This window comes from Streptomyces polyasparticus (assembly GCF_014493765.1).
Lineage (GTDB): Bacteria > Actinomycetota > Actinomycetes > Streptomycetales > Streptomycetaceae > Streptomyces > Streptomyces polyasparticus.
In genome coordinates, this window is the sequence record NZ_JACTVJ010000014.1 from 131,373 (window position 1) to 152,609 (window position 21,237).

Here is a 21,237-nt window from a genome sequence, read left to right on the forward strand (position 1 = left end):
TCACGCTAGGAAGCCGGCCCTTTGAACCGTGTTTGTGCGGCCGGGCTTCTCATACACCGGTCAAATACCGGGTCTGATAGGACGTATCAGACAGTGGAATCCGGTATTCAGCGGAAAGGGCACGGCGTGCGGGTGCTGGTGGTGGAGGACGAGCCGTACATGGCCCGCGTCCTGGAGCTGGGCCTGCGGCGCGAGGCCATCGCCGTCGACGTGGTGCACGACGGCGACAGCGCCCTGGAGAGCGTCACGGTGTACGACTACGACGCGGTGGTCCTCGACCGCGATCTGCCGGGCGTGCACGGCGACGAGGTCTGCCGCCGGATCGTCGCCATGGATCTGGGCTGCCGGATCCTGATGCTCACGGCCGCGGGCCGGCTCGACGACAAGGTGGCGGGCCTGGGGCTCGGCGCCGACGACTATCTGGCCAAGCCCTTCGACTTCCCCGAACTCGTCGCGCGGCTGCGGGCGTTGTACCGCCGCAGCCCCATGACCCACTCCCCCGTCCTCACCTTCGCCGACCTCGCCTTCGACACCCACCGCAGGCGGGTCACGCGGGCGGGCACCGAGGTGAGGCTGACGCCGAAGGAGCTCGCCGTACTGGAGCTCCTGATGCGCGCGGACGGCGGTGTCCTGAGCGCCGAGTACCTCCTCGACAAGGCCTGGGACGCGCACACCGACCCGTTCACCAACGCCGTACGTCTCGTCGTCCACACCCTCCGCAAGAAGCTGGGCGAACCGCAGCTCGTACACACGGCGATCAGCGCGGGCTACTACCTGGGGCAGGCCCCGCGGTGAGCCCGCGTCCACCTGAGCCGGGCCCCTCGGCGAGCCCGCGTCCACCTCGGCCGGGCCCCTCGGCGAACGCCCGCCGCCTGCGGCTGCCGCCGCTGAGCATCCACGCCCGCCTCTTCCTCGGCTTCGCCTGCGCGCTGGCCGCCTGCGCCGCGCTGATGGTCGCCGTCATCTACGTGGGGATGCGCTTCCTGCCGACGTACGGCTTCTCGGAGACCGTGGTCGTCGACCCCTCGACCGTCGACGTGGCCCCGGGCCGGCGGCTGCCGGCGAGCGGCGAACATCCGGACATCAGCAGCAAGGAGGACGTCTGGAACACCGTCCTTGCCGTGTCGGCCTGCGGTGTCCTGCTCGTGGGCGCGCTCGGGCTCGGCGCGGGCTGGTTCCTCTCCAAGCGGCTGCTCGCCCCGCTCGGCACCATCGACGAAGCGGCCCGCAAAGCCGCGGACGGCAACCTCGGCGACCGGATCGCCGCGACCGGACCGCCCGACGAACTCCACCGGCTCGCCGACACCTTCGACGAGATGCTCGACCGCCTGGAGGAGTCCTTCACCGCCCATCAGCGCTTCGCCGCCAACGCCTCGCACGAACTGCTCACCCCGCTGGCCACCACCCGCGCCGCCCTCCAGGTCGCGGGCGACGCGCCTTCGCGCGAGGAGCTGGCCGAGCTGCTCCCCATGCTGCGCGAGACCAACGAGCGCGGGATCCGGATCGTGCACGCGCTGCTCGACCTGGCGAGCGCGCAGAACGCGGTGTTCGACGCGGCGCCGGTCGACCTCTCGGAGCTGGTGTCGGCGGCGGTCGGCGAACGGGCCGGCCGCGCGGCCGCGCACCGGATCGCGCTCGCGTCCGGTGTCGAGCCGGGCATCTCCGTGCCCGGGAACGCCACGCTGCTAAAGCAGTTGACCGCGAACCTGCTCGACAACGCGCTCACCCACAATGAGCCGGGCGGCTCGGTCGAGATCCTGCTCAGCCACCGTACGGGCGCGAGCGGCCACGACGGGCGCCGTACCACCCGGGCCGGCCACGACGGGCGTCACAAGGGCACGCGCCACCCGGACACGCGCCACAAGGACGGACGCCGCAAGGACACCGAGGACACCGCCGTCCTCGAAGTCACCAACACCGGACCCCGGCTCACCGACGTCCAGCTCACCCGCCTCTTCGAGCCGTTCTACCGCGCGCAGGCCCGGGTCGCGGGCGAGGGCGGCGGTCACGGCCTGGGACTCGCCATCGTGCAGGCGGTCACCGCCGCACACCACGGCACGCTCGACGCGTACGCGAATCCGGCGGGCGGCCTGACCGTACGCGTCGAACTCCCTTGCTGAGCACGGCGCTTCAGCCGGCGCTCAGGATCTCCACGCCCAGCCCGACGAGCTCCCGCACCACCGCGTCCTCGCGGTCCGCGTCGGTGATCAGACCGCTGGCCTTCTCCCAGGGCAGGACGCGGAACTGCGAGGCGGTGCCGAGCTTCTCGGAGGACGCGAGCACGTAGGTGTCCGCCGCCCGCGCCGACAGGGCCCGCTTCATCGCCGCCTCCTCCGCGTCCCCGGTGGTCAGGCCCGCCTCGGGGTGCACGCCGGTGACCCCGAGCAGACACAGGTCGGCGGACACGTTCTGCGCCGCCTCCACCGCGGCGGCCCCGCAGGCCACCGCCGAGTGCTTGAAGATCCGCCCGCCGAGCAGGAAGAGCTCCGCGCGCGGATGGTCGATGAGGGCCGCGACGATGGTCGGGCTGTGCGTGATCACGGTGCAGTCGAGGTCCTTGGGAAGGGCCCGGGCCACGGCGAACGCGGTCGTGCCCCCGTCGAGGATCACCGAACCGCCCGCCCGTACGAGACCCGCGGCCACGGTGGCGACCTTCCGCTTGCCGTCCGGGGCCACCGACTGGCGGGCGCCGTAGTCGACGACGGCCGGCGACACCGGCAGCGCTCCGCCGTAGACCCGCTGGCACAGCCCTTCCGCGGCGAGATCGCGCAGGTCACGGCGGACGCTGTCCTCGGAGAGGCCCAGGTCGGCGGCGACCTCCTTGGCGACGATCTTTCCCTCGCGGGCGAGCAGCCCGAGCAGATGGTCGCGCCGTTCGGCAGCCAGCATGCGCACTCTCTCCTGTTCTTGCACGTTTCTGCATGTAGTTTAGCTCCATGCACGCTACAGACGAAACACGCCTCCCGGGCATCGACCTCCCCGACCACCGCGGCCGCACCGGCCTCGACCGGGCGGGACGCGACCTGGACCGTAACCCGGACGTCGTGGTCCGCGACGTCGAGCTCACCTCGCGGGGCTGGCACGTCCTGCGCCGTACGACCTTCGACTACCGGCGCTGCGACGGGCGCTGGGAGACCCAGGCACGCGAGACGTACGACCGGGGCAACGGCGCCGTCGTGCTGCCGTACGACCTCACCCGCGGCTGTGTGCTCCTGACCCGCCAGTTCCGCTACCCCGCCTACGTCAACGACCACCCGGACGGGATGCTCATCGAGGCGGCCGCCGGGCTCCTGGACGCCGACGACCCGCTGACCGCGGTGCGCCGCGAGAGCGCCGAGGAGCTGGGCGTCGAACTCGGCCCGCTCACCCACGTCTTCGACGCGTACATGAGCCCGGGCTCCGTCACCGAGCGCCTGCACCTCTTCGCCGGCCCGTACACGCCGGCCGACCGCACGGGCGCGGGCGGCGGCCTGGAGGAGGACGGCGAGGACATCGAGGTCCTCGAACTCCCCTTCACCACGGCCCTCGCCATGATCCGCGACGGGCGGATCGCGGACGGCAAGACGATCATGCTGCTCCAATGGGCCGCCCTGGAGGGGCCGTTCGCGTCGCCGCCGCAGGCGCTCTTGCCTTGAGCGCACTCGAAGGCGTTGGGTGAATCACCATGAAGTACACGCAGCTCGGACGCACAGGACTCGAAGTCAGCCGCCTCGTCCTCGGCACGATGAACTTCGGTCCGCAGACGGATGAATCCGACAGTCACGCGATCATGGACGCCGCGCTCGACGCGGGCATCAACTACTTCGACACCGCCAATGTGTACGGCTGGGGCGAGAACAAGGGCCGTACGGAGCAGATCATCGGCACCTGGTTCGCCCAGGGCGGCGGGCGCCGGGACAAGACCGTCCTGGCCACGAAGGTGTACGGGAACATGGCCGGCGACGGCGACACCTGGCCCAACCACCACAAGCTCTCGGCGCTCAACATCCGCCGCGCGGTGGACGCTTCGCTGAAGCGGCTGCAGACGGACTACATCGACATCTACCAGTTCCACCACGTGGACCGGTCCACTCCGGTCGACGAGATCTGGCAGGCGATCGAGGTCCTGATCCAGCAGGGCAAGATCCTGTACGCCGGGTCGTCCAACTTCCCCGGCTGGAAGATCGCCCAGGCCAACGAGGTCGCGGCGCGGCGCGGGATGGTCGGCCTGGTCAGCGAGCAGTGCCTGTACAACCTCGCGGAGCGGCGTGCCGAGATGGAGGTCATTCCGGCGGCGCAGGAGTACGGGCTCGGGGTCATCCCGTGGTCGCCGCTGCACGGTGGTCTGCTCGGCGGCGTCCTGAAGAAGGAGGCCACGTCGGGCCGTCGCGCTTCCGGCCGCTCGGCCGAGGCGCTCGCCGACTCCACGATCCGCGGGCAGATCCAGTCGTACGAGGACCTCCTGGACAAGCACGGTCTGGCTCCGGGCGAGGTGGCGCTGGCCTGGCTGCTCACGCGGCCTGGCGTCACCGGTCCGATCGTGGGCCCGCGCACGGCGGAACAGCTCACGTCGGCGTTGAGCGCCCTTGAGCTGGAGCTCTCGCCCGAACTCCTCTCGTCCCTGGACGAGATCTTCCCGGGCACGGGGCCGTCGCCGGAGGCGTTTGCCTGGTAGGCCCGGGGCGGGTGCGCCACGGCCAACGGTCGGGGCGCACCCCTCCGGATCAGTAGCGATAGCGCGCCTTGAGGACCTTCACTTCCTTGTCGTCCGCCCGGTGGACAAGCCGATGCTCGTCGTCGATCCGCCTGGACCAGTAACCCGAAAGGTCACCCTTCAAGGGCTCGGGCTTCCCGATCCCCGTGAACGGGTCCCGCTGAATCTCGGCGATCAAGCGGACGATCCGGCGCGCCATCTTCCTGTCCGAAGCCAGCCAGTACTGGAAGTCCTCCCAGGCATCCGGGTCGAAGTGAACGCTCCTCACTCCTCGCCTCCGGCCAGCTCGCGCAGTTCATCCACCGTCCTCGCCACAACGGATGAGCCCTCGCGGTCACGGGCCACAGCCTCCATCAAACGCTTGGCATTGGCGGGCGAACGCAGGAGGTAGACGGTCTCCTGCCAGGAGTCGTAGTCGTCGGCGGACATGAGAACGGCGTCACCGTTCTTGGAAGTGATGCGCACCGGCGCGCGATCCGTGTTGACCCGCTCGATGAGCGGAAACAGGGTCGCCCGGGCCTCGCTGGCGCTTATGGACATCTCGGCCACCCTCTCCTCGACGTACCGAAACCTCGTACCGCACTGGTACCGAAAAGCGGTACAGGTAGCGAAGAGGGCGACACCGCGCGCTGGGTGCGCTGGGTGCGCTGGGTGCGCTGGGTGCGCTGGACGGAGCGTCCAACTCCAGCCCGTCCGGCGTTTGAGGACAAGCGCCGTTCAGGCGCGACAAGGGGGCAAGGGGCGCAGCCCCAAAGAGGCCCACCCACCGGGGGTCCGGGGGCGCAGCCCACGCCCGCGGCGGAGCCGCAAATCGATACAGCGGGAAGGGGCGGGTAGGGGAAATCAGCCCGCCGCAGGCGCAACGCGCCCGCAGACCGCGACGAAGCCGACCACACGCAGCCAGGGCCGCGGAGCGACGGGTCAGCCGACCGCCGCCGCCACCGCGATCACGGCGAACATCAGCACGAGCACACCGGCCATGATCCGGTTCCTGGTCTTCGGGTCCACACGTCGAGGTTAGCCGTTCCCCAGCAGCGGCCAGCGCCCGACCTCTTCGTAGCGCGGCCGCTCCCCCGCCACCCCGCTCACGGGAAGCACGCTGCGGACGAGGCTCAGGTCCGTGACGGTCCAGGGCGTACCCGCGAAACCGTCCAGCTCAGCGGCGTACGGCACCAGATCCACCAACGGCGGATGGGTCTGCCGCCGCCCGGCCCCACTGCGGGCGAGCGTGAGATGCGGCACGAACCGGTGGGTGTCCTCCATCGCGAGCCCCGCCTTGCTGCCGGCGGCATACGCCCGCTCGGCGAGCCGCCGCAACGTGGCCACTTCGCCACGCGCCCCGGCCCACAGCGCCCGCTGCCCGAACCGCCCGCTGCGGTACAGCTGCAGCTCGAAGGGCGCGGTGCGCCGGGCGGCCCGCCGCAGCCGCTCCTCCAGGTCGGGCCTGACCGTGTCCGGCACCTCGTCCAGGAACGCGAGCGTGAAGTGCCACCCGGCGGGCTCGGTCCACCGCAACTTGTCGGCTCCGGGAAGGGCTTTCAACTCCCGGGTGACTTCCGCCAGTTCGGCGACGGCGGCCTCCGGCGGCAACACTGCTACGAACAGTCTCACTATCAGCCCCTGCGGCGCTTGAGCAGATCCGAGCGAAGCTCGGCTGTGACATTGTGCGGCTCCGCCGCGTGGGGGGTCCGGGGCGCAGCCCCGGTTTCGGGAAGGGGCGGGGCGGGGGAAAGGCCCGCCGCAGGCGCAACGGCCCGCACCCGGCAACGATCCGCCCACCCCCACCCCGTACGAAAAACTACGCAGCCGCAGCCATCTGTTCCCGCGGAACGAACCGCACATGCGGATGCCCGCGATGCCACCCGAGCCGCAGCCGAAGGTCACCGACCCGGGCGAGGACCACCCCGATCGCCGTCGCGGCGGCGAGGGCTACGAGACCGGCCGAGGCCATGCCCACACGCACGCCGTACGTGTCCGTGACCCAGCCGACCAGAGGCGCACCCACCGGCGTACCGCCGGTGAACACCATCATGAACAGCGCCATGACCCGCCCCCGCATCACCGGATCCGTGGCCATCTGGACCGAGGAGTTCGCGGTCACGTTGACCGTGAGGCCGAACATGCCGAGCGGCACGAGCAGCGCGGCGAAGAGCCAGAACGAGGGCGCCAGAGCCGCCACGACCTCGAGCAGCCCGAAGGCCATCGCCGCCCCGACCAGGACACGCAGCCGGGCCGTGCCCCGGCGGGCCGCGAGCAGCGCGCCGGCCAGCGAACCGGCCGCCATCAGGGAGTTGAGCATGCCGTACGTGCCCGCGCCGGCATGGAAGACATCGTCCACGAAGGCCGACAGCCAGATCGGGAAGTTGAACCCGAACGTGCCGATGAACCCGACGAGCACGATCGGCCAGACCAGCTCGGGCCGCCCGGCCACGTACCGAAGCCCTTCCTTGAGCTGGCCCTTGGCGCGCGGCGTCGTGACGACCTTGTGCAGCTCGGACGTGCGCATCAGGGCGAGCGAGGCCAGCGGCGCGATGAAGGACAGTCCGTTGAAGAGGAACGCGTAGCCGCTGCCGACAGCCGCGATCGCGACACCGGCCACCGCGGGTCCGATCAGGCGAGCGGACTGGAAGTTGGCGGAGTTCAGGCTGACCGCGTTCGCGAGCTGGTCCTTGCCGACCATCTCGGAGACGAAGGTCTGCCGCGCGGGGTTGTCGACGACCGTGACCAGACCCATCACGAACGCCGTCAGGTAGACGTGCCACACCTGAACGTGTCCGGTGAGCGTCAGGACCGCGAGCGCGAGGCCGGTGAGGCCCATCGCGGACTGCGTGAAGAAGAGCAGGGGCCGCTTCGGCAGCCGGTCCACGAGGACGCCGCCGTACAGGCCGAAGAGCAGCATGGGCAGGAACTGCAGCGCCGTGGTGATGCCGACGGCCATGGCGGAGCCGGTGAGGCTGAGCACCAGCCAGTCCTGGGCGATGCGCTGCATCCAGGTGCCGGTGTTCGAGACGACCTGTCCGGTGAAGAAGAGCCGGTAGTTACGGATCTTCAGGGAGGAGAAGGTCGACGGCTTGGTGGGTGCGGTGGAGTAGTGGGTGGTCGGTGCGGGGGCGGAGTCTGCTCCGGATCCCGTACTCAAAAGGGCTCGCCTCCTCGGCGGTCGGACGGCAACGGCGGGTGTTACAGGTGCGCGAGCTTCTCCAGTACGGGGGCGGCGGCGCGAAGCTTCGCCCACTCGTCCTCGTCGAGGGTGTCGGCGAGCTGGGCCAGCCAGGCGTTCCGCTTGCGGCGGCTCTCCTCGAGCATGGCCTCGGCCTGCTCGGTCTGGCTGACCACCTTCTGCCGGCGGTCCTCGGGGTGCGGCTCGAGCCTGACGAGCCCCTTGGCTTCGAGCAGCGCCACGATCCGTGTCATCGACGGCGGCTGGACGTGCTCCTTGCGGGCGAGCTCGCCGGGTGTGGCGGAGCCGCAGCGGGCGAGGGTGCCGAGCACCGACATCTCGGTGGGGCTCAGCGACTCGTCCACACGCTGGTGCTTGAGCCGGCGCCCGAGCCGCATCACGGCCGAGCGCAGGGAGTTCACGGCGGCGGCGTCGTCGCCATGGGAAAGGTCAGGCATGTCGTTAGAGTAACTCATTACCCTGGCTAAAGAAACCGCATAAGGCGCGGCGCGCCCCAAGACTTCCCCAAGATTCCTAAGCCGATGACAAGGGAAGATCACCCATATGGGTGAGCCGATCGCGGAAAGTGACACGGAACCGGAGGGGCCCCGGCGACTCTGGAGCGCATGGGGACCAGCGTGCTCAGCCTGCGTATAGACGGAGAGCTGCTCGACCGACTCCGTCACCATGCCGGCATAAGGGGAATGAACGTCCAGGACTATGTGATCCGCGCCCTGGTGCGGAACGACTTCGACGAGCGCTTCAAGGCGGCCGTCGAGGAGACACAGCGGTTCTACGGGGCCGGGAGCGACGAACAGGAGCTCCCGGAACCCACGTCCGCAGCACCTCCGACGGGTGCCGGGCTCCCCGTAGGTACCCCGGCCCCGTCGTCTCGTCGTCTGCAGCAGCGGGCGGGCCGTCACGCTGCACCGGCGGCTCAGGTCAGCCCGAGCGCCGGCATCAGGTAGTAGAAGGCGAACACGGCGGAGACCGCGTACATCGCGGCCGGCACCTCGCGGCCGCGGCCCGCGGCCAGGCGGAGCACGGTGAAGGCGATGAAGCCGATGCCGATGCCGTTCGTGATCGAGTAGGTGAACGGCATCATCACCATGGTCAGGAACGCCGGGATCGCGATCGTGTAGTCCTTCCAGTCGATCGCGGTGATCGAGCCGGACAGGATCAGGAAGCCGACGGCGAGCAGGGCGGGCGTCGCGGCCTGCGAGGGCACCATCAGGGCCAGCGGCGTCAGGAACAGCGACAGCGTGAACAGACCGCCGGTGACCACGTTCGCCAGACCCGTGCGCGCGCCTTCACCGACACCGGCCGTGGACTCCACGAAGCAGGTGGTGGCGGAGGAGGAGCTGGCGCCGCCCGCGGCGACGGCGAGACCGTCGACGAGCAGCACCTTGTTGATGCCGGGCATCTGGCCGTCGGCGTCGACCAGCTTGGCCTCGTCGGCGACGCCCATGATCGTGCCCATCGCGTCGAAGAAGCACGAGAGCAGCACGGTGAAGACGAAGAGGACACCGGTCAGGATGCCGACCTTGCCGAAGCCGCCGAACAGGCTGACCTGACCGATCAGGCCGAAGTCCGGGGAGGCGACCGGGTTGCCCGGCCACTCGGGCGTGGTCAGACCCCAGCTGGGGATGTCCGCGAGCGCGTTGATGATCATCGCGAGGACGGTCATCACGACGATCGAGATCAGGATCGCGCCGGGCACCTTGCGCACGATCAGCGAGAGCGTGAGCAGCGCGCCGAGCACGAAGACCAGGACGGGCCAGCCGTTGAGGTGGCCGTCGGCGCCCAGCTGAAGCGGGACCGTGGTGTGGGCGGCGTCCGGGATACGGGAGACGAAGCCCGCGTCGACCAGGCCGATCAGCATGATGAAGAGGCCGATACCGATCGCGATGCCCTTGCGCAGGCCCAGCGGCACCGCGTTCATCACGCGCTCCCGCAGACCGGTCGCGACGAGCAGCATCACGACGAAACCGGCGAGCACGACCATGCCCATCGCGTCCGGCCAGCTCATCCGGGGCGCGAGCTGCAGCGCGACGACGGTGTTCACGCCGAGTCCGGCGGCGAGCGCGATCGGCACGTTGCCGATGACGCCCATGAGCAGCGTGGTGAACGCGGCGGTGAGCGCGGTCGCCGTGACCAGCTGGCCGTTGTCCAGCTGGTGGCCGTACATGTCCTTCGCGCTGCCCAGGATGATCGGGTTCAGGACGATGATGTAGGCCATCGCGAAGAAGGTCGCGAAGCCGCCGCGGACCTCTCGGGCGACGCTCGAGCCACGCTCGGAGATCTTGAAGAAACGGTCGAGCCCGCTGCTCGGATACGAGGGGGGCTGCGGGGAATCGACCGGTGCGGGGGCCGAGGAGGACATGCGTGACCTTTTTTGTGCGATTCAACGAAAGAAACTGGCCATAAGAAAGCTGTTTCAGTATGAATAAACAGCTCGTGAAAAGCCATCTACGCGCGTCACCGCAGACGAGGGGCGGGCACGGAGGCGCGGGGCACCAGCGCTTAAGCTGACGTCATGGCGAAGTGGGAAGCGAAGCACGAGGCGCCGGAGCCCCTGGAGGGCCCCGTCGTCGCCACCATCACCGGCGGCACGATCCTCTGGTTCGTTCTCTTTCTCGTGCAGGTCCCGTTCTACGGCTGGTTCGACGACCGCGATCTGACCTGGTGGGTGTGGACCTGCCTGGCCGGCGCCGGGCTCGGGCTCATCGGCATCTGGTACGTGCGGGGGCGGGACGCGGCGCTCAAGCGGCACGCGGCCGAGCGCGACACCGCCGAGCGGGAAGCCGCCGAGCGGGAAGCCGCCGAGCGGGAAGCCGCCGAGCGGGACGCTCGGACCCAAGAGCCCACCGAAGGTGCCGGCGCGTAGTACTCAGGTCGGATCTTCCAGGTCCGTACCCCTGATTCCCGCGCCCTCGACGGGAAAGAGCAACCCCGGCCCCGTACCGTCTGACTCATGACGCAGCGGGCACAGCTAGACACCGACGGACCCGACCCCGGAGGCAGGCCACCGGCGATCGACGCCGGGGCCGAACTCGATCCGGTGCACCCGGTCCCGCCCCCCGAAGCGGCACCCGACCGGGCCCGCGGTCTGACCACCGCCGAGGTGGCCGAGCGGGTGGCGCGGGGCGAGATCAACGACGTGCCGGTGCGCAGCAGCCGGTCGCTCGGCGAGATCGTCCGCGGCAATGTGTTCACGCGCTTCAACGCGATCATCGGCGTGCTCTGGTTCATCATGCTGTTCGTCGCGCCGATCCAGGACAGCCTCTTCGGGTTCGTGATCATCGCGAACACCGGCATCGGCATCATCCAGGAGTGGCGCGCCAAGAAGACCCTGGACAGCCTGGCCGTCATCGGCGAGGCCAAGCCGACGGTACGGCGGGACGGGATCGCGGCCGAGGTCTCCACGTCCGAGATCGTGCTCGGGGACCTGATCGAGATCGGGCCCGGCGACAAGATCGTGGTCGACGGCCAGGTGGTCGAGGCAGACGGCCTGGAGATCGACGAGTCGCTGCTCACCGGTGAGGCCGACCCCGTTCTGAAGAAGCCCGGCGACGAGGTGATGTCGGGTTCGTTCGTGGTCGCGGGCGGCGGCGCGTTCACCGCGACGAAGGTCGGGCGCGAGGCCTATGCGGCGCAACTGGCCGAGGAGGCGAGTCGCTTCACGCTCGTCCACTCCGAGCTGCGCTCCGGTATCTCCACGATCCTCAAGTACGTGACGTGGCTGATGATCCCGACCTCGATCGGTCTGGTCATCTCGCAACTGGTCGTCAAGGACGACGACTTGAAGCAGTCCATCGCGTACACCGTCGGCGGCATCGTCCCGATGATCCCCGAGGGCCTGGTGCTCCTCACCTCCGTCGCCTTCGCGATCGGGGTGATCCGCCTGGGCCGCAAGCAGTGCCTGGTGCAGGAACTCCCGGCGATCGAGGGCCTCGCGCGCGTGGACACGGTCTGCCTGGACAAGACGGGCACGCTGACCGAGGGCGGCATGGACGTCACCGATCTGCGCCTCCTGAACGGCGCGGACGAGACGTACGTACGCAAGGTCCTCGGCGCGCTCGGCGAATCGGACCCGCGCCCGAACGCCTCGCTCAAGGCGATCATCGACGCCTACCCGGACAGCGAGGACTGGCGCTGCACCGAGTCGCTGCCCTTCTCCTCGGCCCGCAAGTACAGCGGCGCGAGCTTCAGCGAGGGCGACGGCGAGAACTCGACCTGGCTGCTCGGCGCGCCCGACGTGCTCCTGCCCGCCGACGACCCGGCGCTCGCGGACATCGAGGAGCTCAACAAGCAGGGCCTGCGTGTGCTGCTGCTCGCCCGCAGCGAGGCGAGCGAGCTGGACGACCCGCGGGTCGCGGAGGGCGCGAAGGCCACCGCCCTCGTCGTCCTGGAGCAGCGCCTTCGCCCCGACGCCGCCGACACCCTGCGCTACTTCGAGGAGCAGGACGTCGCCGCCAAGGTCATCTCCGGTGACAACGCGGTCTCGGTCGGCGCGGTGGCCGGCAAGCTGCAGCTGCCCGGCGCCGAGAACACCGTCGACGCCCGGACGCTGCCGAAGGACCAGGCCGAGATGGCCCAGGTGCTCGACGAGAACGCGGTGTTCGGCCGCGTCACCCCGCAGCAGAAGCGGGACATGGTCGGCGCGCTGCAGTCCAAGGGCCACACGGTCGCGATGACCGGCGACGGCGTCAACGACGTGCTCGCGCTCAAGGACGCGGACATCGGCGTCTCGATGGGCTCCGGCTCGGAGGCCACCCGCGCGGTCGCGCAGATCGTGCTGCTCAACAACAGCTTCGCGACGCTGCCTTCGGTGGTCGCCGAGGGCCGCCGGGTCATCGGGAACATCACCCGGGTCGCGACCCTCTTCCTCGTGAAGACGGTCTACTCGGTGCTGCTCGCGCTGCTCGTGGTCTGCACACAGGTCGAGTACCTCTTCCTGCCGCGCCACTTGACGCTCCTGTCCACGCTGACGATCGGCGTCCCGGCCTTCTTCCTCGCGCTCGCGCCCAACAAGGAGCGCGCCAAGCCGCACTTCGTGAAACGCGTGATGCGGTACGCGATCCCAGGCGGCGTGATCGCGGGCACGGCCACGTTCGTCACGTACGTCCTGGCCCGCAGCCACTACTCGGGGGCGGGCGCGCGCGAGGCCGAGACCAGCGCGGCCACGCTCTGCCTCTTCCTCGTGGCCATCTGGGTCCTGGCGATCATCGCCCGCCCCTACACGTGGTGGCGGCTGCTCCTGATCGCCGCGATGGGCTTCGGCTTCATGCTGGTCATGGTCGTGCCCTGGCTGCAGGACTTCTTCCAACTCAAGCTCGCGGGCACCACGATGCCGTGGGCGGCGGTGGCGATCGCGGCGGCTGCCGCGGCCGGGATCGAGTTCGCGTTCCGGTGGGTGGACAAGAAGTTCCCGGCGTAGGCCGTACGGAAAAGCAGAAGCCCGGTCCCCCACCGATGCGGTGGGGGACCGGGCTTTTGTGCTCTACGCGGTCAGGAGGTCCTGGCCGGGTCAGCGCACGTCGACGTAGTCACCCGCGGTCGTGAACGGGTCCGTGGTCGAGGTGCCCGCGAAGCTCAGACGCCAGTAGCCGTCCACGGAGGCCGTGACGGTGGTGCTGATCTTGCGGGACGTGCTCGACGAGTACGCCGTCTTCACGGTCGTGTAGGTGCTGGTGCCCTTCTTGCGGAACTGCACCTTCACGGGCTGGCTGGTGTAGCCCGTGTAGGTGTTGGTGTCCCAGTTGGCACGGGTCAGGTCACCGGTGACGGTGATCTTCTTGCCCTTGGTCACCGGCTCCGGGCCGGCGTTGACGGTGAGGCGGGAGTTGCGCTGGAGCTTGGCAGCGGTGCCGAGGTCCTTCTGCGCGTAGTCGACCTGGCTCCAGTCGACGTTGTCCGGGTCCGAGGGGTCCTGACCGTTGTAGTCGAGAGCGGTGGCCACGGCCTTCCAGCTGCCGGCGTCCACGTTGTCCAGCTCGAGCTGCGGGTAGACGTCGAGCTGGCCCTTGCAGGAGGCGACGGTGGCGGACTGCGCGGTGCAGGAGGCCATGACGTCGCCGTAGAGGAACTTGTCCGCGGTGGCGAGATCGCCGCGGAAGAGCTCGACGTCGGTGACGAAGTCGCTCGCGTAGATGTCCACGGAGCCGTCGTGGGTCAGGGTGTAGGTGACCGGGACGGTGACGATGTTGGTGGTGCCGACGACGATCGGCTTGCCGCCGTTGACCTTCACGCCCGAGAAGGTGATGGGCAGCTGGGCGGCGACAGCGGCCCGCGTGGTGGGCGCGGGCTGTGCGCTCCGCGCTGCGTCGGCAAGGCTCTGCCGGCTGTCTTCCGCCTGAGCGGCCGCCGGTACGAGGAAAGCGGAGAGGGCCAGGGCGCCGGTGACGGCGGCCGCGGTGGCACGCATACGCATGTTTGTGTGTCCCCCACTTGGACAAAGGCTCACTGACCTGCAGCAAAGCCGAATTGATCTCTGAGTCTGCTGACTCGGAGATCAAGACCGCCAAGGCGAAGAGAAGGTTGTACGGAAGTGACGTATGAGTTTTGCGGGACAGGAGTTCAGTCGAACCAGCGGTCCCGCTCCAACTCCTCCGTACGCGAGGGATCCTCAAGGAGCGCCGCCACCTCGAAGCGCCGCGGCCACTGGCCCGCCGCCCAGGCCAGGCCCGCCGCGACGCCCTCCAGGGTGGCCGCGTGGACCATGCCGTCGGCCGCGCGGTGCCAGTCGACTTCGAGGCCGTCGACCAGGAGCTCCTCGTACTCGCGGTACGCGGCCGGGGTCGACGGGCCGAGCAGGATGCGGACGGACTCGGGGACCTCGTGGGTGGCGCCCTCGCCCGTGACCGTGCCGGTGACGGCCGCGCTGAGGCGCCGTACCTGGAAGAGCTCCGCCAGGTCGGCGGCGCGCGCGGGCGCGACCGGGAGCAGCGGGCGTCCCTCGGCGAAGGGCAGGAGGTCGGGGGCGTCCGCGACCAGCGCGTCCGCGGCGTCCACGATCACCACCTCGCCGTCCACCACGGCCCGCAGCTGGTCGGGGAGCGTCACCTGCTCGGGGTCGAGCTCGGCCAACGCCCCGTACAGGGCGTGCAGTTGGGTGGCGCCCACGGTCGACGAGGGGTCGGCGAGGCGGTCGAGGAGCTCCGCCGCGCCGCCGGGTTCGTCGAGCAGTGAGGCCACGGTGGTGCGCACGCCGAGGGCGCGAAGGACCTGTTCGTCCTCGAAACCGCTGGCGTCCGCCTCCTCGTAGAGGCCGTCGAGCAGCGGGTCTCCCCCGGCCGCGCGCAGGCCCGCGGGGCGGCGTCCGTCGAGTACGGGGTGGCCGCGCAGCCACCAGGCCGTGTACGGGCGGGCGGTCTCCGTCGTGCCGTCGGGCAGCAGGATCCGTACGCGCTGGGTGAGCGCGTCCCGCAGCGGCGGCTGGGCGAGCAGCGCGAGGGCCTGGGGCCAGCGTGCGTCGTCGACGAGTTCGAGGTCCCGTACGGCGACGATCTCGGTGGCGACCGGCGGCACGGGCGTGTCGGGCAGCGCGTCGAGCAGGTCCTCGCACCACACGTCCACGGCGTCGAGCAGACCGGCGTCGTCGGGTTCGGCGAAGTCGCCCTCGCGCGGCTCGAGTTCATCCGGGTCGAGGACGACATCCGTCGCGCGTACGAGGGTGAAGTTGGCCAGCACGCCACAGGCGGCCAGGGGCTGCTCGCCCCAACGCTCGGCCAGGTCGGCGTCCACCTCACCCAGCTCGTCCGGGCGGATCACGGAGGCGAACGGGCTGCCGGGCAGCACGAGTTCACCGGCGGGGGCGAGTTCGCCCTCGTCGTCGGGGAGCGCGAGCGCGCCGAGCCAGGGTTCGTCGCCGGGCGAGAGCGCGGCGTCGCGGGCGAGGCCGAGGACGATGTCCGCCAACTCCTCGGAGCTCAGGGCGTCCTCGTCCCAGACGTCTCCGAGCCCGCCGTCGAGGGACGCGGCGACCGCGGCCCTGACCTGCGGCGTGCGCAGCACGGCCCGGGGGGTGGCGGGCAGCGCGCCCAGCTTCTCCAGGAGCGCGTGGGCGGCGTCGGGGTGGGTGACCTTGAGCCCGAGGCGCGCCAACTGGGCGGCGTCGGCCGGGGTTTCGGCGGTCGGGAGCAGGACCTGGCGGGGTCCGATGGTCGTGCGTCCGTCGGCGAGCGGCACGGGCAGGCCCGTCAGCCGGTCGGGGTCGACGCCGGCCAGGGACTCGTAGAGCCGCCACCACCAGCCGGCCGCGCGCTCCAGACCCGCGAGCCGGTCGATGGCGTCCTGCAGCGGGACTCGGGCGACGCCGAGCGTGCGCAGTTCGGTGCGGCGTTCGAGGCCCGCGGGCAGCAGCGTCGGCAGCACCTCGGCGAGCACCCGTACGGTCTCGGCGCCGGCGCCCTCGACGACCTCGGCCTCGAACGGCCTCAGGGCGACGGGGAGTTCGTCGTCCGCCTCGCCGCTCGCGGCCGCGGGCGGCAGGAAGGCGGTGCGCGGGAGCAGCTCCAGGATCGCGGCCCTCAGCGCGCCGTCGAGCTCGCCCTGGCCGAGCGGTCCGGGCACGAGACCGATCAGGCCGGTCGAGACGGGGCGCCAGTCGCCGAGCAGTTCGGCGTACGCGGCGGCCGCGCGGCCCACGAGGAAGTCGGTGAGCGGCCCGGGGGCGACGTGCCGGCGGGTCGTGTCGAGCGGGAAGGACGCGATGAGCAGGGCCGGTACGCCGAGCGGTTCGTCGCTCGGGGTCGGCGCGTGCACGACCGGTGCGGTGCGCGGACGTTCGGGTGCGCCGTCGGCGTCCACGGGGACGGCCCAGGTCACGGACCAGTGGGGGCGCAGCCGCTCCTCGACGGGGCGGTCCTTGAGGAGCGCCGCCTCGAGGGTGCCGTGCTCCGTGGTGGTGCGCCAGCGGGTGGTGCCGTCGCGGGTGTCCTCGATACGGACCAGGCCGCCGTCCTCCGTATGGCGCGTGATCGTCCGTACGTCCCCGTCGGTCTCGATCACGACCTCGGCGAGGCCGGGCAGCGTGAGCAGCAGGGACGCGTCCACGGCGGCGAGCAGCTGCTCGGCGAGCGCGGTCGCGGCGCCGTCGCGCAACGGCAGGACGACGACGGTGTCGTACGGTCCGGGGGCTTCGCCCTCCGCGGGCAACGGCAGCCGGAGCAGCGGCACATGGCCCTCGCGGCGGCGCAGCTCGTCCGCGAGGTCCGGGTGCTGGGCGGCCGTCTCCTGGGCGAGCGCCCGGGCCTCGGCCAGCGACCACCGCACGCCGCCGAGCCGCCCGATGACGGCGGGCTCGTCGGATACGGCGAGCACGGCGGCGAATCCGACACCGAAGCGGCCCACGGCACTTTCGGTGTCCTCGCGTTTGGCGCTCGCGCGCAGGGTGCTGAGGGATTCGACGCCCGCGGCGTCCAGCGTGGCGCCGGTGTTGGCGGCGGCGAGCACGCCGTCCCTGAGGGTCAGGCGCAGCCTGCCCTGCGTGCCCTTGCGGGCGGCGGCGTCGGCGGCGTTCTGCGCCAGCTCCACGATGACGCGGTCGCGGTAGCCGCCGAGGGCGAGGTCCTCCTCGGCGTTGGCGTCCTCACGGAACCTCGCGGACGAGGCCGACCACGCGTCGAGCACGCCTCTGCGCAGTCGCGCGGTACCGAAGGGGTCGTTCCCTTCTTGTGCCGGGCGCACGACGTTGCTCGTCACGGTGGGGCCTTTCGTCCGGGGTGCGATGGGGCTCGGTGACCGTACCGCTTACGGACGGGCTCTCCTCCCCCGCCTTCCGCTTGCTGAAACGGGGGGCTCGGGCCCCGGCTCATTTCCGGAGCCCCATGCGCGGGTGAGCCCACTGCGCGGACCGCCAATCCAGCCCCTCCGGCGCTTGAGGAGATCCGAACGGAGTTCGGATGCGGGGTCCGGGGCGGAGCCCCCCACGCGGCAAAGCCGCACATGTCACAGCCGGGAAGGGGCGGGGCGGGGGAAGGCCCGCCGCAGGCGCCACGGCGCGCACCCCACGGCTCGGGCGGCAGCACCGAAACTGCGACGGCGGAGGGGCGGACAGCAGGCAGCAGGCAGCAGGCAGCAGGCAGCAGGCAGCAACGAGACTGTGGCCCACGCGGGAGCTCCGCCCCCTGCACCCCCGTACCGCGGGGCAAGCGCCAACCACCCGTCAGCGCAACCGCACTCGACGGACGGGAGCTACGAGTGCCCGAGGTCCTCCGACCCGGAACCCGCGTTCACCGACACCGAGCCCGAGTCCGCGTCCGGACGCAGCGGCATCGGGTCGACCTGGAACTCGTCGATCACGGGACGCGAAGGCACCGGCGGCTTCGGCATGACCGCGGCCTCCGAGTGCCCACCGCACCCGTACGACAGCGAGACCACATGCCCGTCCGCGGGACCGAACTCGTTCGCGCACACACCGAAGGCCTGCTTCAGGGAGCCGGCCAGCGGGACCAGGAAGCCGCAGGACACGCAGGAGGCCGGCGCGGCCTGCGCCATCGGGGTCTTCGCCCCGAAGGACTCCTCCCAGCGGTCGGCCGCCACGTGCAGCCCGTACCGCGAGAGCACCCTCGCCCGGCGCATGCCGAGCTCCTCGGCCACGGACACGATCGACCCGCGCAGCGGCAGCGCGGCCGGCGGTCCGGGCGTGACCTCGACGTCCTCCGCCTCGACGAGATCGGCCAGTTCACCGGAGACCGCGACCCGCTCGGCCATCTCCTCGGAGAGCGCCGAGTTCGGCGGCGGCACGTCCTCGCCGGTGAAGCCCGGCTCCAGGCGCAGATCGTCGGCCTCGGTCGGCAGCAGATCGCCGGGACCCATGTCGCCGGGCCGCAGCCGCTCGCTCCACGGCACCCACTCGGGGGCGAGCAGGGCGTCCGTGCCGGGCAGCAGCACCGTTTCGCTGAGGGTGACGAACTTCGCACGCGAGGCGCGGGCGACCGTCACCGCCCAGCGCCAGCCCCGGTAGCCGGGTTCCTTGCACTCGAAGAAGTGGGTGACCACCCGGTCGCCCTCGGAGACCGCGGAGACATGCTCTCCGACGACTCCGGGGTAGGCCGCCTCCTCGGCGGCTTCCCTGGCGAGATCGACCGCCTCGGCGCACAGGCGGTCGGGGGTGCGGCTTCGCGTTGTCGCTGCGCTCACAGGTATCGCTTCTCTCCTACGCCTTGTCCTCGGGTGCGCCACAGCCCGGCGACGGGGCGGACGGAGCGGACCGAAGGGCCGCGTCGACGTCCGCGCCCGGTCACTCTCGGGCGCACCTACGCCATCCATTCTGCGGGATCGCGAAGAGGCGCGCGGCCAAGACCAACCGCCGCAGGCGCGTTAGGCACGCTACCTCCTCCTGGGGCCGAGGCCCACATGGCACCGTCGGTTCGCTCTCCACGGGGTGAGGGCCGGGCGGGTTGGGGCACTATGTCGGGGTGACCGTCTCGGGTTCACGGGCTTCGGGCGATGCGGTGCGCAGGGCGGGCCGCACCGCGGGCCGCGTCCTGACCGCGCCCTTCGCGAAAACGGGCCGCGGGATCCGCAAGGTCACCAGCGCGCACGGCGCGGGCGAGTCCGGCCTGAACAAACTGATCGAGCTGCACGCGGTGAACAGCGCCGGCGACATGCTCGTCACCGTCGCCCTCGCCTCCACGGTCTTCTTCTCCGTACCGACGGACGAGGCACGCGGGCGCGTCGCCCTCTACCTCGCCATAACGATGGCGCCGTTCACCCTGCTCGCCCCGGTGATCGGCCCGCTGCTCGACCGGCTTCCGCACGGCCGCCGCGCCGCGATGGCCGCCGCGATGCTGGCCCGGGCGCTGCTGGCGCTGATGCTGGGCGGCGCGGTCGTCACGGGCAGCCTGGAGCTGTATCCGGCGGCGCTCGGCGTGCTCGTCGCGTCCAAGGCGTACGGCGTGGTCAGAAGCGCCGTGGTGCCCCGGCTCCTGCCACCGCGGTTCTCGCTGGTGAAGGCGAACTCGCGGGTGACGCTCGGCGGTCTGCTCGCCACCGGTCTCGCGGCGCCGCTCGGTGCGGGCCTGCACCAGCTCGGGCCGCGCTGGCCGCTGTACGCCGCGTTCTCGGTCTTCGTCGTCGGTACGTTCCTGTCCTTCACGCTGCCGCACAAGGTCGACTCGTCGAAGGGCGAGGACAAGGCGCTGCTCGCGGCGGACGAGACCCATCTGCACCGCGAGCACAAGAAGCCGGGCCTCCGGACGGTCGGGCCCGGGGTCACGCACGGGCTCGCGGCCAATGCGGGGCTGCGCTGTCTGTCCGGGTTCCTGATCTTCTTCCTGGCGTTCCTGCTGCGCGAGGACCCGTTCCCCGGGCAGAGCGCCGCCGTCTCGCTCGGCATGGTCGCGGTCGCGGCCGGCATCGGGAACGCACTCGGCACGGCGGTCGGTGCCGCCCTGAAGGGCCGGGCGCCGGAGCTCATCATCGTGACCGTGGTGGCCGCGGCCACCGGTGTGGCGATCACCGCGGCCGTGTTCTTCGGCGCCCCGCTGGTGGCGGCGCTCGGCGCGGTCGCGGGCGCCGCCCAGGCCCTGGCCAAGCTCGCGCTCGACGCGATGATCCAGCGCGATGTGCCCGAGCAGGTCCGCAACTCCGCCTTCGCCCGCTCCGAGACCTTGCTCCAGATGGCGTGGGTGGTGGGCGGCGCGATCGGGATCGTCCTGCCGCTGCACGGTGTGCTCGGCTTCGCGGTGGCCGCGGCGATCGTCGGCGGCGCCTGGCTCCTGACCGTACGGGGGCTGCTCGGCGCGGCCCGGCACGGGTCGGCCCACCCACGGGTGGCGTAGCGCCGCAGGCTTCGAGCGTGCGTCCGCGCGGACTCCGGGCGTGAGGATCGCCACGCCGTACCCACCTGGCCGTACGCGCCGGGCCTCCCGATAGCCTTCGGCCATGACCTCCCTGCGCTTCTCTGCCAAGAGCCGCCGCGTCGCGGCCACTCTTGGCGCTGTTTCGGCCGGCCTGCTCGTGCTCTCCGCGTGCGAGAAGCCGAGCCCCGTCGCGACCGTCACCTTCGGCAGCGACTCGGTGTCGACCGACGCGACCTGCTACGAGCACAGCAAGAACCTCGGCATGAAGGAAGCCGCGGCCTGCGCCCTCAAGAAGTCCACGAAGACCATCAAGGTCAAGTCGGGCGAGACGCTGCGCGTGGGCGTGGACCCGAAGGTCGCCGAGACCGGCTGGGCGCTGTGGATCAACGGCCAGCAGGCCACGAACCCGTACAAGAAGACGTACTACTCCTTCGAGGGCATCGACCTGTTCGCCCCGCAGCAGGGCCAGCCCGCGCCGAAGACCCTGTACGTGAGCGTCGTCGAGCAGGACGAGATGGGCAAGAAGGTCAAGGGCGTCTGGAACTTCAAGCTCGAGAACGCGGACGCGTAAGAGC

The 21,237-nt window shown here is 71.0% G+C and carries 19 protein-coding genes; 9 read left to right on the top strand and 10 right to left on the bottom strand.

Annotated elements, in window-relative coordinates; genetic code table 11:
* Positions 1-126 precede the first annotated feature (126 nt).
* The gene (locus H9Y04_RS28400) at positions 127-795 is read left to right on the top strand and encodes a response regulator transcription factor (RefSeq protein WP_187816913.1); all 669 of its coding nucleotides are present in this window, start codon (positions 127-129) and stop codon (positions 793-795) included.
* Positions 792-2,120, top strand: coding sequence for a sensor histidine kinase (locus H9Y04_RS28405; RefSeq protein ID WP_308801132.1), 1,329 nt, complete (start codon positions 792-794; stop codon positions 2,118-2,120). The genes H9Y04_RS28400 and H9Y04_RS28405 overlap by 4 nt, the downstream gene beginning before the upstream one ends.
* 10 nt (positions 2,121-2,130) lie before the next feature.
* Here the strand turns inward: H9Y04_RS28405 and H9Y04_RS28410 are convergent, their stop codons facing one another.
* A complete protein-coding gene (locus H9Y04_RS28410; RefSeq protein ID WP_187816914.1) occupies positions 2,131-2,889 on the bottom strand; it encodes a DeoR/GlpR family DNA-binding transcription regulator in 759 nt (252 codons plus the stop codon).
* 47 nt (positions 2,890-2,936) lie between these two features.
* On the opposite strand from H9Y04_RS28410, the gene H9Y04_RS28415 reads away from it, so the two are divergent.
* Complete coding sequence (locus tag H9Y04_RS28415) at positions 2,937-3,635, top strand: NUDIX domain-containing protein (RefSeq protein ID WP_187816915.1); 699 nt, start codon at positions 2,937-2,939, stop codon at positions 3,633-3,635.
* Positions 3,636-3,664: 29 nt separating this feature from the next.
* Positions 3,665-4,654 carry an aldo/keto reductase gene (locus H9Y04_RS28420; RefSeq protein WP_187816916.1) on the top strand — a complete coding sequence of 330 codons (990 nt, stop codon included), beginning with the start codon at positions 3,665-3,667 and terminating at the stop codon, positions 4,652-4,654.
* Positions 4,655-4,703: 49 nt separating this feature from the next.
* On the opposite strand, the gene H9Y04_RS28425 is transcribed toward H9Y04_RS28420, so the two are convergent.
* From H9Y04_RS28425 to H9Y04_RS28445, 5 genes are all read right to left on the bottom strand, one after another.
* Entirely contained in the window at positions 4,704-4,961 is a 258-nt protein-coding gene (locus H9Y04_RS28425) for a Txe/YoeB family addiction module toxin (protein ID WP_187816917.1), read from the bottom strand.
* Positions 4,958-5,233 (bottom strand): type II toxin-antitoxin system Phd/YefM family antitoxin, encoded by a 276-nt coding sequence (locus tag H9Y04_RS28430; RefSeq protein ID WP_187817086.1) that lies wholly within the window; start codon positions 5,231-5,233, stop codon positions 4,958-4,960. The genes H9Y04_RS28425 and H9Y04_RS28430 overlap by 4 nt, the downstream gene beginning before the upstream one ends.
* Before the next feature lie 477 nt (positions 5,234-5,710).
* Positions 5,711-6,304 (bottom strand): RNA 2',3'-cyclic phosphodiesterase, encoded by a 594-nt coding sequence (gene thpR / locus H9Y04_RS28435; protein ID WP_308801133.1) that lies wholly within the window; start codon positions 6,302-6,304, stop codon positions 5,711-5,713.
* 187 nt (positions 6,305-6,491) lie between these two features.
* Positions 6,492-7,832 carry an MFS transporter gene (locus H9Y04_RS28440; protein ID WP_187816918.1) on the bottom strand — a complete coding sequence of 447 codons (1,341 nt, stop codon included), beginning with the start codon at positions 7,830-7,832 and terminating at the stop codon, positions 6,492-6,494.
* Between the two features lie 41 nt (positions 7,833-7,873).
* A complete protein-coding gene (locus H9Y04_RS28445) occupies positions 7,874-8,311 on the bottom strand; it encodes a MarR family winged helix-turn-helix transcriptional regulator (protein WP_187816919.1) in 438 nt (145 codons plus the stop codon).
* 168 nt (positions 8,312-8,479) lie between these two features.
* Here H9Y04_RS28445 and H9Y04_RS46980 point away from each other — a divergent pair, with 168 nt between their 5' ends.
* Positions 8,480-8,821, top strand: a complete 342-nt coding sequence (locus H9Y04_RS46980) for a hypothetical protein (protein WP_236071572.1) — start codon at positions 8,480-8,482, stop codon at positions 8,819-8,821.
* Here H9Y04_RS46980 and H9Y04_RS28455 read toward each other — a convergent pair.
* A complete protein-coding gene (locus H9Y04_RS28455; protein WP_187816920.1) occupies positions 8,791-10,236 on the bottom strand; it encodes an NCS2 family permease in 1,446 nt (481 codons plus the stop codon). The two genes, H9Y04_RS46980 and H9Y04_RS28455, sit on opposite strands and share 31 nt — an antisense overlap.
* Before the next feature lie 153 nt (positions 10,237-10,389).
* Between H9Y04_RS28455 and H9Y04_RS28460 the strand changes: the two genes are divergently transcribed.
* Together H9Y04_RS28460 and H9Y04_RS28465 are read left to right on the top strand one after the other, a co-directional pair.
* A complete protein-coding gene (locus tag H9Y04_RS28460) occupies positions 10,390-10,740 on the top strand; it encodes a DUF2530 domain-containing protein (protein ID WP_187816921.1) in 351 nt (116 codons plus the stop codon).
* An 87-nt stretch (positions 10,741-10,827) separates the two neighbouring features.
* Positions 10,828-13,293 carry a cation-translocating P-type ATPase gene (locus tag H9Y04_RS28465; protein WP_187816922.1) on the top strand — a complete coding sequence of 822 codons (2,466 nt, stop codon included), beginning with the start codon at positions 10,828-10,830 and terminating at the stop codon, positions 13,291-13,293.
* Between the two features lie 90 nt (positions 13,294-13,383).
* Here H9Y04_RS28465 and H9Y04_RS28470 read toward each other — a convergent pair whose 3' ends face one another.
* The 3 genes from H9Y04_RS28470 to H9Y04_RS28480 form a co-directional block, all read right to left on the bottom strand.
* On the bottom strand, positions 13,384-14,280 hold the full coding sequence (locus H9Y04_RS28470) for a hypothetical protein (RefSeq protein ID WP_306660187.1): 897 nt from the start codon (positions 14,278-14,280) through the stop codon (positions 13,384-13,386).
* Between the two features lie 152 nt (positions 14,281-14,432).
* Positions 14,433-17,558 carry a sacsin N-terminal ATP-binding-like domain-containing protein gene (locus H9Y04_RS28475; protein ID WP_187816924.1) on the bottom strand — a complete coding sequence of 1,042 codons (3,126 nt, stop codon included), beginning with the start codon at positions 17,556-17,558 and terminating at the stop codon, positions 14,433-14,435.
* A gap of 492 nt (positions 17,559-18,050) precedes the next feature.
* The gene (locus tag H9Y04_RS28480; RefSeq protein ID WP_187816925.1) at positions 18,051-18,998 is read right to left on the bottom strand and encodes a DUF3027 domain-containing protein; all 948 of its coding nucleotides are present in this window, start codon (positions 18,996-18,998) and stop codon (positions 18,051-18,053) included.
* Positions 18,999-19,276: 278 nt separating this feature from the next.
* On the opposite strand from H9Y04_RS28480, the gene H9Y04_RS28485 reads away from it, so the two are divergent.
* Both H9Y04_RS28485 and H9Y04_RS28490 read left to right on the top strand, forming a co-directional pair.
* Entirely contained in the window at positions 19,277-20,641 is a 1,365-nt protein-coding gene (locus H9Y04_RS28485) for an MFS transporter (RefSeq protein ID WP_187816926.1), read from the top strand.
* Positions 20,642-20,744: 103 nt separating this feature from the next.
* Positions 20,745-21,233 (top strand): hypothetical protein, encoded by a 489-nt coding sequence (locus H9Y04_RS28490; RefSeq protein WP_187816927.1) that lies wholly within the window; start codon positions 20,745-20,747, stop codon positions 21,231-21,233.
* Positions 21,234-21,237: the final 4 nt, after the last annotated feature.